Origin of the sequence: Vogesella indigofera (assembly GCF_028548395.1) — a bacterium.
Lineage (GTDB): Bacteria > Pseudomonadota > Gammaproteobacteria > Burkholderiales > Chromobacteriaceae > Vogesella > Vogesella indigofera_A.
Genome location: NZ_JAQQLA010000003.1, coordinates 454441 through 466552, shown reverse-complemented (window position 1 = coordinate 466552; position 12112 = coordinate 454441). Strand labels below are relative to the sequence as shown.

The window sequence follows — 12112 nt, the reverse complement described above, 5'->3', positions numbered from 1 at the left end:
GGATACCCGCAACAATGAAGACAAGGATCAGGGAAGCGCGTCATAATACACGAAACCCCCTGTCTTTATAAGGCCAGAATTCGTATTTTGTCTGACAGCAGGCGCCGTTCGAACGCGCTTACCCGCAAAAATTCAAGGAGTTACTTCAATGAAGAAAGTCGAAGCGATCATCAAGCCGTTCAAACTGGACGAAGTGCGCGAAGCGCTGTCCGAAATCGGCATCAATGGCCTGACCGTGACCGAGGTCAAGGGCTTCGGCCGCCAGAAGGGACACACCGAATTGTATCGCGGTGCGGAATACGTGGTCGACTTCCTGCCCAAGGTGAAAATCGAAGTGGTGATTGCCGATGATCTGGTCGATCGCGCCATCGAGTCCATCGTCAGCACCGCCCGCACCGGCAAGATCGGTGACGGCAAGATTTTCGTGACCGCGGTGGAACAGGTGGTCCGCATCCGCACCGGCGAAACCAACGAAGACGCGGTCTGAGCCGTTACGGCAGCCACGAAAAACGGCACCCGCGGGTGCCGTTTTTTTCATGGTGCCAAGGTTGGCCGCAAGGGCATCAACCCCAGAACTTCCACCACGACTGCTCGCGTACCTGCCACGGCGTCTGCAGATAGCTGCTCTGCGGGAAGTTCAGCTGCAGCACGCGACGGGCATCGGCCGCCATGTCCTTCATCCCCAGCTGCTCGTAGGCGACCACGATGATGGCCAGTGCCTCTTCGTTGTGGCCGGTGTTGGCGTACTCCTTCACCACCGTTTGCGCGCGGTTGATTGCCGCCAGCCAGGCACCACGCTTCATATAGTAGCGGGCGACGTGCACTTCGCTGGCACCCAGCGCGTTGATCAGGCGCACCATCTTCTCGGTGGCGTCTGCGCTGTACTGGCTCTGCGGGAAGCGTGCCACCAGCTCCTGGAAGGCCTGGTACGATTCGCGCGCCGCTTTCGGATCGCGCTCGCTCATATCCTGGCCGGACAGGCGCGACATCCACGAGCTGTCCTCGTTGAAGTACACCAGGCCCTTCAGGTAGTACATGTAGTCCAGGTTCGGATGCGACGGGTACAGGCGGATGAAGCGGTTGGCCGAGGCAATCGCCAACTCCGGCTCGGCATCCTTGTAATGGGTATAGGCCTCGTCCATCAGCGCCTGCTGCGCGTAGCGCCCGTACGGGAAGCGCGCCTGCAAGGTTTCATACAGTTTCAGCGAACGCTGATAGTTGCCACCATCCAGCTCTTCGCGCGCAGTGGCGTAGATGCGTTCTACCGTCCAGCCGCGGGTTTCATCTTTGGTGTCCACCGTGGCGCAACCTGCCATCAACACGACGGCCAGCAAGGCTACAAAACTTTTTTTCATGAGGTGTCCTTGTTTGACTGCCGTCGATTATAACCAAAACAGCATTTTGCGCACCCCCGCCGTTTCGGGCGGCGCGCAAACAGCAACGGGACAATCCCGCCCGACTCCTTTAAAATCACCCGATTTACCTCACGCCAGCAAAGACATGAACGAACACGACACCCATCCCGACGAGCTACTGGACGACGAAACCCTGGATAGCGAAGCGGAAACCGGCGGCGAGGCCAAACAGTTTACCGTGCCTTACGAGCTGTCCGGCGAACGCCTGGACGCCGCACTGGCCAAGATGCTGCCGGACTACTCGCGCAGCCGCATGACCCAATGGATCAAGGACGACAAGGTCAGCGTCGACGGCAAGCACGTCCCCGGCAAGACCAAGCTGCTGGGCGGCGAGATCGTGCGCGTGGAAGTGGTCGCCGCACCGGAAGCGCTGTCCTACGTACCAGAAGACGTGCCCTTCCCGGTCATCTATGAAGACGAGCACCTGCTGGTGGTCAACAAGCCGGCCGGCATGGTGGTCCACCCAGCGGTCGGCAACTGGAGCGGCACCCTGCTCAACGGCCTGCTATTCCGCCATCCGGAACTGGCACACATCCCGCGCGCCGGCATCGTGCACCGCCTCGACAAGGACACCTCCGGCCTGATGGTGGTCGCCAAGACGCTGCAGGCGCAGACCGACCTGGTACGCCAGCTGCAGGCGCGCACCGTGAAACGCATCTACCGCGCGGTCGCCACCGGCGTGGTGCCCTACGACGGCAAGATCGAAACCCTGATCGGCCGCGACCCGCACAACCGCCTGCGCATGGCGGTGGTGCGTTTCGGCGGCAAGCCGGCGATCACTCACCTGCGCGTACTGGAACGCTACGACGACTTCAGCTACGTGGAATGCAAGCTGGAAACCGGCCGCACCCACCAGATCCGCGTGCACATGAAGGAAGCCAAGCACCCGCTGGCCGGCGATCCGCTGTACGGCAACGCCCGCCACCACGGCAGCGAAGCCGTCGACGAAGCGGTGCGTAACCTCGGCCGCCAGGCACTGCACGCCTACAAGCTGTCGCTGGTGCACCCGGTTACCGGCGCCACCCACAGCTGGAGCGCACCGCTGCCGGACGACATGAAGGCGCTGCTGGCGATCCTGCGCGACGAGCGCGAGATCAAGCTGAACAAGGCCAAGGCGCAGACGCCGCTCGGTGCGGCGATGGAAGACGACGACGATGACTGGGACGAGGACGACTACGATGTGGAAACCCATTACATCCGCTGACACCCCCGCCGAACCGGTCGACCTGTCGTGGCGCGAGGCCGACTGGCCGCTGGCCGGCAAGGTCGGCACGCTGATCACCTCCCGTGACGGCGGCGTCAGCCCGCCGCCCTACGCCAGCCTGAACCTGGGCGATCACGTCGGCGACACTGCGGCCAACGTGGCAGCCAACCGCGCCCACGTGCGCGAACGGCTGCCGGCAGAACCGGCCTGGCTGCAGCAGGTGCACGGCATCACCGTGGTCGACGCCGCCAGCGTTAGCCCCGGCCAGACACCGGCGGCCGACGCCAGCTTCAGCCGCACCCCCGGTGCGGTGTGCTGCATCATGACCGCCGACTGCCTGCCAGTACTGCTGGCCGATCGCGCCGGCAGCGTGGTCGGCGCCGCCCACGCCGGCTGGCGCGGCCTGCTGAACGGCGTCATCGAAGCCACCGTCAGCGCCATGAACGAGCCTGCGGCCAACCTTGTCGCCTGGCTCGGCCCCGCCATTGGCCCGGACGCGTTCGAGGTCGGTGCCGAAGTGCGTGACGCCTTCCTCGCGCACGACGTGCACGCGGTGCAGGCGTTCGACCCGATCGGCGACGACAAATACCTGGCCGACATTTATCTGCTGGCACGGCAACGGCTGGCAGCCATCGGCATCACCGAAGTCTACGGTGGCGACGAGTGCACGGTGATCGACCGCGAGCGCTACTTCTCCTACCGCCGCGACGGCGTTACCGGCCGCATGGCCAGCCTCATCTGGCTCAAGCCATAAACAAAAACACCAGATGTTGTGGTCAACGGGCAGCTACGGCTGCCCTTTTTCTTTGGCAAAACGTCGCATCCATGCCACATCGTTATGATGTTGCAATGAAATGACAACGAGCGCGGCAACGGCAAACCCTTGTCTTTGCAAGACATCCGCCACCGGCACCACAAGTGCCGAAAATTCCCGAAAATATTTCTGCCGCCGCAAAGCCAGCAACGGCGCGGGTTTGCACGTTTCCGCCGCCTGTCAAGACTTGTTCGGCACCGCCTTAACCACTAGAATTTGCGCCATTCTCGCGTCACGACAGTACATCTTGTGTTTGTACACAGCTCGCACACAGCTTTTCAACAGAGTTGTCCACAGCCGTGACAAACCCGAGCAACGCGGGCCACCCACCCGGCCAACCCGGGGCCGTCCGCTGTTGCAAGGCAGGCCGCAGGGTCATCCGAACAACCCCACCCCACCACGAGGGAAACATGACAATGCAAACCACTACTTTTGACGGGCAAATGGCCGCCGAACTGGGCCGCGCCGCCGCCCCCCAGGACGACTACAGCCAGTACAAGACCATCCGCCGCAACGGCGCCGTGGTCGCGTTCGAGCCGGTCAAGATCTCCATCGCCATGACCAAGACCTTCCTCGCGGTAATGGGCGCCCAGGGTGCCAACTCCGCCAGCATCCGCGACAAGGTCGCGCTGCTGACCGAAGGCGTGGTCAGCGCGCTGATGCGTCGCAAGCCGGAAGGCGGCGCCATCCACATCGAAGACATCCAGGACCAGGTTGAACTGTCACTGATGCGCTCCGGCGAACACGACGTCGCCCGCGCCTACGTGCTGTACCGAGAGCAGCGCACCCAGGAGCGCGCCGCCCGTGGCGAAGCGCTGCACCAGATCCAGATCAACGTGATCCGCAAGGACGGCCGCAAGCAGCCGCTAGACGTGGCCCGCCTGCGCGCCAGTATCGAATCCGCCTGCCAGGGCCTGGCCGCCACCGACGTGGACGCCATCCTGTCCGAGACGCTGAAGAACATCTACGACGGCGTGCCAGAAGAAGAAGTCAACAAGTCCGCCATCCTCGCCGCCCGCGCGCTGATCGAGCAGGACCCGGCTTACGACTACGTGACCGCCCGCCTGCTGCTGGGCAACATCCGCCTCGAAATCCTCGGCGAAGCCATCGCCCAGGAAGAAATGGGCAGCCACTACCCGCTGTACTTCCCGACCTTCATCAAGAAAGGTATCGAGGCAGAACTGCTGGATGAAAAGCTGGCCGAATTCGACCTGAAAAAACTCGGCGCCGCGCTGAAGCCGGAACGCGACCTGCAGTTCGGCTACCTCGGCCTGCAAACCCTGTACGACCGCTACTTCCTGCACATCGACGGCACCCGCATCGAAATGCCGCAGGCGTTCTACATGCGCGTCGCCATGGGCCTGGCGCTGAACGAAGTGGACCGCGAAAACCGCGCCATCGAGTTCTACAACGTGCTGTCCAGCTTCGACTTCATGTCGTCGACCCCGACCCTGTTCAACGCCGGCACCCGTCGCAGCCAGCTGTCCAGCTGCTACCTGACCACCATCGCCGATGACCTCGACGGCATCTACGAAGGCATCAAGGAAAACGCGCTGCTGTCCAAGTTCGCCGGCGGTCTGGGCAACGACTGGACCCCGGTGCGCGCCATGGGTAGCCACATCAAGGGCACCAACGGCAAATCGCAAGGCGTGGTGCCGTTCCTGAAAGTGGTCAACGACACCGCCGTGGCAGTCAACCAGGGTGGCAAGCGCAAGGGCGCGGTATGTGCCTATCTGGAAACCTGGCACGCCGACATCGAGGAATTCCTCGAACTGCGCAAGAACACTGGTGACGACCGTCGCCGCACCCACGACATGAACACCGCCAACTGGATTCCGGACCTGTTCATGAAGCGGGTGATGGAAGGTGGCGAGTGGACACTGTTCTCGCCGTCCGAAACCCCGGACCTGCACGACCTGTTCGGCCAGGCATTTGAAAAAGCCTACGTCGCCTACGAAGCCAAGGGCCGTCGCGGCGAGCTGAAAGTGTTCAAGCAGATCCCGGCGCTCACCCTGTGGCGCAAGATGCTGACCATGCTGTTCGAGACCGGCCACCCGTGGGTGACGTTCAAGGACCCGTGCAACATCCGCAGCCCGCAGCAGCACATGGGCGTGGTACACAGCTCCAACCTGTGCACCGAGATCACCCTGAACACCAACGACGACGAAATCGCCGTCTGCAACCTGGGTTCGGTCAACCTGTCGCGCCACATGAAGGACGTGGGCGGCAAGCTGGAGCTGGACACCGAGAAGGTGGCCCGTACCGTGCGCGTGGCACTGCGCATGCTGGACAACGTGATCGACATCAACTTCTACCCGGTGAAGAAGGCGCGCAACTCCAACCTGAAGCACCGTCCGGTGGGCATGGGCATCATGGGCTTCCAGGACTGCCTGCACCAGATGCGCATCGCCTACGCCTCCGACGCGGCGGTGGAATTCGCCGACGTATCGATGGAAGCCGTCGCCTACTACGCCTACCTCGCCTCCACCGAGCTGGCCGAAGAGCGTGGCCGCTACCCGTCGTACAAGGGCAGCCTGTGGGATCGCGGCATCCTGCCGCACGACAGCATCAACCTGCTGGCGGCCGAGCGCGGCGGCTACCTGGAAGTGGACCGCAGCGAGCGCATGGACTGGAGCTTACTGCGCAAGCGCATCGCCGAACACGGCATGCGTAACAGCAACTGCCTGGCCATCGCCCCGACCGCGACCATCGCCAACATCATCGGCGTGTCCGCCTCGATCGAGCCGACCTACCAGAACCTGTTCGTGAAATCCAACCTGTCCGGCGAATTCACCGTCACCAACGAATACCTGGTGCGTGACCTGAAGAAATTGGGCCTGTGGGACGAAGTGATGGTCGCCGACCTGAAATACTTCGACGGCAGCCTGGGCCGCATCGACCGCGTACCGGCCGAGCTGAAAGCCATCTACGCCACCGCGTTCGAAGTGGACCCGAAATGGCTGGTGGATGCCGCCTCGCGTCGCCAGAAATGGATCGACCAGGCGCAATCGCTGAACCTGTACCTGGCCGGCGCATCGGGCAAGAAACTGGACGAGCTGTACAAGTACGCATGGATTCGTGGCCTGAAAACCACCTACTACCTGCGCACCCTGGGCGCCAGCTCGGCGGAGAAATCCACCGGTCGTGGCGGCGAACTGAACGCCGTGGCCTCGGCCCCGGTTGCTGCCGCAGCCGAAGTGGACAACACCCCGGCCACCGACGCCAAGTTCTGCTCCATCGACAACCCTGACTGCGAGAGCTGCCAGTAAGTTGTCCCCGCGTGGATACGGCCGCAAGGCTGTATCCCGCTAAAGGTTGGCCGCATGCGGCCAACCTTCATCCCTCAGCCGCTTCCCGCGAGGCGGCTGAGGGATGAGCCGAACCTGGCAGGCTGTCGTCCAGTCCAAGCAGCAGGAACAAGTCGTCAAGGAGAGCATCATGCGTCACTTACCGACACTGTGTGCCGCCGCCCTGCTGGCCGGCTGCACCACCATGGCCGACACCCTGCACGGATCGCTGACGCCGCCCGCGGGACTGGGCTACGCCGTGTTTTCCATGACCGTGCGCACCCACAGCCCCGGCTACGCCTCGGCCAACCTGATCTGGCGCAGGCTGGACAACGGCCAGCACGGCATCGTGTACGCCAACTTCGGCACCGATACCGTGTTTGGTGAAGAAGGCATGACGCCGGTAGACGGCAAGCTGCAACTGCTGGCACTGCCGCCGGGCCGTTACCAGTTGCAAACCGGCTATGCGCGCTGGAACGATGATCCGGACGACGGCCTCGTGTTCAACTACAAGGGCTACGCCAGCTTTCGCCTCGACAAGCCGTTTGAAGTGCGCGCCGGCCAGACCGTCTACCTGGGCCAGCTACGCTTCAATCTGGACTACCGCCCGGACGTGGAATTCGGCGACGAGCAAAAACGGGACTTCGGTCACATGCGCCGCGTGTGGAAGATCAACGACCTGAGCTCCATCCACCTGCAGCCGTTCAGCGGCAAGGCCGGTCGCAGCAACTGAATCACCGGAGGCAGCCCCGCGCTGCCACCTGACAAACAAGCGGCCAACACAAGGTTGGCCGCAACAAATTTGAACACTTAAAGAATCACTGGAGCCTACATGCTGAGCTTTGAAGACCCGATCCCGACCGCAACCCCGGCCAACACCCTGGACACCCACGGCACCAAGCGCGTCAGCGCCGCCGACAAGCGCGTGATCAACGGCACCACCGACGTCAACCAGCTGGTGCCGTTCAAGCACAAATGGGCGTGGGAAAAATACCTGGCCCAGTGCGCCAACCACTGGATGCCGCAAGAAGTGAACATGCAGCGCGACATCGAACAATGGAAAACCGGCCAGCTGACCGAAGACGAAATGCGCATCGTCAAGCGCAACCTCGGCTTCTTCGTCACCGCCGATTCGCTCGCCGCCAACAACATCGTGCTCGGCACCTATCGTCAGATCACCAGCCCGGAATGCCGCCAGTTCCTGCTGCGTCAGGCCTTCGACGAAGCCATCCACACCCACGCCTACCAGTACATCGTGGAAAGCCTGGGCCTGGACGAAGGCGAAGTGTTCAACGCCTACAACGAGATCAAATCCATCCGTGACAAGGATGAATTCCTGCTGCCGTTCATCAACGTGCTGTGCCACCCGGAATTCAAGACCGGCACCCTGGAAACCGACCAGACCCTGCTGAAATCGCTGATCGTGTTCGCCTGCATCATGGAAGGCCTGTTCTTCTACGTCGGCTTCGTGCAGATCCTCGCACTGGGCCGCCAGAACAAGATGACCGGCGCCGCCGAACAGTACCAGTACATCCTGCGCGACGAGTCCATGCACTGCAACTTCGGCATCGACCTGATCAACACCATCAAGCTGGAACAGCCGGAAGTGTGGACCGAAGAGTTCAAGGCCGAGATCACCGAGCTGTTCAAGCACGCGGTGGAGCTGGAATACGCCTACGCCGAAGACACCATGCCGCGCGGCGTGCTGGGCCTGAACGCCAGCATGTTCAAGGAATACCTGCGCTTCATCGCCAACCGCCGCATGCAGCAGATCGGCCTGGAGCAGCTGTTCCCCGGCGTGAACAACCCGTTCCCGTGGATGAGCGAGATGATTGACCTGAAGAAAGAGAAGAATTTCTTTGAGACGAGAGTCACTGAATATCAGACTGGCGGGGCTTTGAGCTGGGACTGATAGAGTTGCCCACAAAATTACTGTGAGGATAAGACAATGGGTGAGGCTAAACGACGTAGCAGCAATGATAAATTTTTCGGAAAAATCCCAAAAAGCATTGAAATGCGAGGCATCGTTGTTAGCCCGCCCTTGGAAATTGATGGCACTCGGCTTTTTGCCAGAATGTCTAATCTACATCCACAGGAGCTTCGGTTTTCGCTTTTATTTTGGGACAAGCTAGTTTGGCCATCATCCCGTTCAATCCATTTCGCCAGCGGCCCGGACGAGATATTTCTTGAATCAGCCGGTATTCTAACTCGTCCCGACTACACTTTTGATGGTGATGGAGCTACCGGCATAGCACTTGGTCAAATCCAAGCTTTCATAGATTTTAACGAAAAAAATCCTGGTGCATGGTCTCTCAGTCAAGGCGAAGATTCCCTTTTAATAAAAAATGGTTTCAGTCAGATAAGTGCAGGCACCTCATTAGAATTGCACAGAGCAATTCCAATACCAAAGTATGACGTTCCACTAGCGGAGATATTGGAGTTCAAACATCGAAGACGTGATGAACTATTATATTTCCGGCATCACCTAGAGTCTTTGATTCCATCTCTATCCAATGCAAACCGCCGAGAAGACATTGATACTGCAATTCAGAAAATTGATGCAGCGTGTGCTGACCTAGTAAAAGTCGGCAGGGAATATCAGTTCCCAATGTACTTATCGAACTTGAAAGCAAATCTATCTATAAGCCCCTCAAAATTAGTGCCATCTAGCTTGGCCGGCTTTGCTGTGGGGAACAGTTTCGGATTGACTGCTGCATCGGCCGCAGCTGGACTAGCTGCCATTGGAAGCATGATAGAAATTAAGGCAGACATAAACTTCAGATCAGCAAAAAAAGAAGTCAGTCCATTTAAATACGTTTATCGTATACATAACGAGCTGTAACTGTATTAATACGGCTTATTGCTCGTAGCAAGTAGCCCGGACATTGCTCCGGGTTTTTCTTTACCCGTAGCCCGGATAAGCCTGGGCGCACCCGGGGATTTGCCCACCTCACAAGAGTCAATCACGCGGCGCATTGAGATCATCTCCTCCGTTCACGTTTTGTCTTGCGGCCAACGTTGGTGTGTCCCCGGATGCGCCTTTGGCTTATCCGGGCTACGGTGTCCGGACACGCCAAGGTTGGCCGCAAGCGCCCTCCTCTGCACACACTGTTCTGTATCGCGCCGCTGGCATCGTCTTTAATTGCCGCCACCCAGCCCCATCTCATTCGCATGTGGCGGCCGTGGCGGCTGCCTTTTCCTCTTGCCCATAGCGGCACACCGACAGGACTTCTGCTCATGAGCGAATCGCGCTACACCCCGCCCCGCGTCTGGACATGGGATCAGGCCAATGGCGGCCAGTTTGCCAACATCAACCGCCCGATCGCCGGGCCGACCCACGAGCAGGCCTTGCCGGTGGGCGAGCATCCGCTGCAGCTGTATTCGCTGGCCACGCCCAATGGCGTGAAGGTGACCATCATGCTGGAAGAGCTGCTGGCGCTGGGCCATCGCAGTGCCGAGTATGATGCGTGGCTGATCCGCATCCACGAGGGTGAGCAGTTCGGCAGCGGCTTTGTCGCGCTGAACCCGAATTCGAAAATCCCGGTGCTGCAGGACCGCAGCGGCGCAGAGCCGCAGCGGGTGTTCGAATCCGGCGCCATCCTGCTGTATCTGGCGGAGAAGTTCGGCGCGCTGCTGCCGCAGGATCTGGCGACGCGCACCGAATGCCTGTCGTGGCTGTTCTGGCAGATGGGCAGCGCGCCGTTCCTCGGCGGCGGCTTCGGCCATTTCTATGTCTATGCGCCGGAGAAATTCGAGTACGCGATCAACCGCTTTGCGATGGAAGCCAAGCGGCAGCTGGATGTACTGAACCGGCGGCTGGCGGACAATCGCTGGCTGGCTGGCGACGAATACAGCATCGCCGATATCGCGGTGTGGCCGTGGTATGGCGAGCTGGTGCGCGGCAACCTGTACGGCGCGGCGGAGTTCCTGCAGGTGCAGGACTACCCGCACGTGCAGCGCTGGGCGAACGAGATGGCGGCGCGGCCGGCGGTGCAACGCGGGCGCATGGTGAACCGCCTGCGCGGCGAGCTATCGGAGCAACTGCACGAGCGCCACGCCGCCAGCGATTTCGACACCCGCACCCAAGACAAGCTGCAGGCGCAAGAGGCCGCCACGCCGGCCTAAGAACCTGTTTACGATCTGCTGCGCTTCGGCGATACCGCGTTAAAAACGCCTTCGGAATGCTCATTTACGGCTTGTAAATTCCGCTTCCTCAGTCGTTTTTGCCTTGTCTCGCTCTAGCTCGCAAGATCGTATACAGGTTCTGATCGCAGCCTAGTCCCCCCTACGCTTGCGGCCAACGTTGCCCGCAAGCGTAGCCTTTTCCGACGCCCTCCCCCGAATCTACTGGCCGCCCTGGCACTGCTGGCGCAGCGCGGCGGCAAACTGCTGCTCGATCGGGCGCGGCGGGCTGCCGGTGCGGGTGAACAGCGCGATCGGCGGCAGCGTCCACTCGAACGAATACGGCACGATGGCGACGCCGGCGGTGCGCACCAGTTCTTCGGCGATGTCGGCCGGCACGATGGATACCGCGCGCTCGTTGCCGACGATCATCTCGCCGATCAGCTTGGACGAGTAGCTCTCCACCACCGGCGACGGCGGCGCGATACCGGCGGCCAGGAAGAGATCGGCCACCTGCTCGCGCATCGGCGTGTGCGGCGCGCCCAGTATCCAGTCCAGCCCCACCAGCGCGCGCCAGTCCAGCTTGCTGCGCCCCAGCTGCGCCGCCAGGCGGCGGCTGGCGATCATGCGCGCCTGCTGCCGGTACAGCACCTCGAACGCCACATCCTGCACATCCACCGTCGACGACGCGCGCCCGATCACCAGATCCAGCGTGTGGTCGCGCAATTGCGGCAGCAGCTGGTCGCTGGTGCCCTCGTGGATGGTGACGGTCAGCCGCCCGCCGTCCTGCGGCAGCGTGTGCTGGATGGCGGCCGACAGCAGCCGGCCGGGCACGAAGGGGATCACGCCGATGTGCAGGTGCGCCACGTGGCCGGCGGCGGCGGTTTCCATGTCCTGCACCAGATGGCCGAGGTCGTGAATCATCGCCTCGGCCCGCGCCAGCACCAGCTTGCCCAGCGCCGTCGGCGCCATGCCGCGCACCGAGCGGTCGAACAGGGTGCCGCCGAACAGGCTTTCCAGCTCGGCCAGCGCGTTGGTGATCGCCGGCTGGCTGCTGGCCATCTGCTCGGCCACGCGCGTCAGCGAGCCGTGCTGGCGGATTTGCAGCAGCAGGATCAGGTGACGCATTTTCAGGCGCGAACCCAGTCTGCGCAGCAGTTCGGCGGAGGCGTTGGCCGGCATGGCAGCTCACTTCATAAGGTAAAAGTTATGGCTGCATAGTAATTCAAAATAATCTGCTTATGTTACGGCGCTAGACTGCTCGCAAGTC

General features: G+C 61.4%; 10 protein-coding genes. 8 read left to right on the top strand and 2 right to left on the bottom strand.

Annotation, left to right across the window (positions count from 1 at the left end; all coding sequences use genetic code 11):
- The first annotated feature begins 148 nt into the window (after window positions 1–148).
- Window positions 149–487 (top strand): P-II family nitrogen regulator, encoded by a 339-nt coding sequence (locus PQU89_RS04180; protein WP_189373474.1) that lies wholly within the window; start codon window positions 149–151, stop codon window positions 485–487.
- Between the two features lie 76 nt (window positions 488–563).
- On the opposite strand, the gene PQU89_RS04175 is transcribed toward PQU89_RS04180, so the two are convergent.
- A complete protein-coding gene (locus PQU89_RS04175; RefSeq protein WP_272764754.1) occupies window positions 564–1355 on the bottom strand; it encodes an outer membrane protein assembly factor BamD in 792 nt (263 codons plus the stop codon).
- 145 nt (window positions 1356–1500) lie between these two features.
- Here PQU89_RS04175 and rluD point away from each other — a divergent pair, with 145 nt between their 5' ends.
- The 7 genes from rluD (at window position 1501) to yghU (ending at window position 10845) form a co-directional block, all read left to right on the top strand.
- Window positions 1501–2619, top strand: a complete 1119-nt coding sequence (rluD, locus tag PQU89_RS04170) for a 23S rRNA pseudouridine(1911/1915/1917) synthase RluD (protein WP_272764753.1) — start codon at window positions 1501–1503, stop codon at window positions 2617–2619.
- Entirely contained in the window at window positions 2594–3373 is a 780-nt protein-coding gene (gene pgeF, locus PQU89_RS04165) for a peptidoglycan editing factor PgeF (RefSeq protein WP_272764752.1), read from the top strand. Before rluD ends, pgeF begins: the two co-directional genes overlap by 26 nt.
- Before the next feature lie 470 nt (window positions 3374–3843).
- Entirely contained in the window at window positions 3844–6702 is a 2859-nt protein-coding gene (locus tag PQU89_RS04160; RefSeq protein ID WP_272764751.1) for a ribonucleoside-diphosphate reductase subunit alpha, read from the top strand.
- 103 nt (window positions 6703–6805) lie between these two features.
- The gene (locus PQU89_RS04155; protein ID WP_272764750.1) at window positions 6806–7453 is read left to right on the top strand and encodes a hypothetical protein; all 648 of its coding nucleotides are present in this window, start codon (window positions 6806–6808) and stop codon (window positions 7451–7453) included.
- 99 nt (window positions 7454–7552) lie between these two features.
- Window positions 7553–8632: a ribonucleotide-diphosphate reductase subunit beta gene (locus PQU89_RS04150; RefSeq protein WP_120809995.1), complete on the top strand. Its 1080-nt coding sequence runs from the start codon at window positions 7553–7555 to the stop codon at window positions 8630–8632.
- Window positions 8633–8668: 36 nt separating this feature from the next.
- Window positions 8669–9562, top strand: coding sequence for a DUF6236 family protein (locus PQU89_RS04145; RefSeq protein ID WP_272764749.1), 894 nt, complete (start codon window positions 8669–8671; stop codon window positions 9560–9562).
- Between the two features lie 395 nt (window positions 9563–9957).
- Window positions 9958–10845 carry a glutathione-dependent disulfide-bond oxidoreductase gene (gene yghU / locus PQU89_RS04140; protein WP_272764748.1) on the top strand — a complete coding sequence of 296 codons (888 nt, stop codon included), beginning with the start codon at window positions 9958–9960 and terminating at the stop codon, window positions 10843–10845.
- A gap of 219 nt (window positions 10846–11064) precedes the next feature.
- On the opposite strand, the gene PQU89_RS04135 is transcribed toward yghU, so the two are convergent.
- Window positions 11065–12024, bottom strand: coding sequence for a LysR substrate-binding domain-containing protein (locus PQU89_RS04135; protein WP_272764747.1), 960 nt, complete (start codon window positions 12022–12024; stop codon window positions 11065–11067).
- Window positions 12025–12112: the final 88 nt, after the last annotated feature.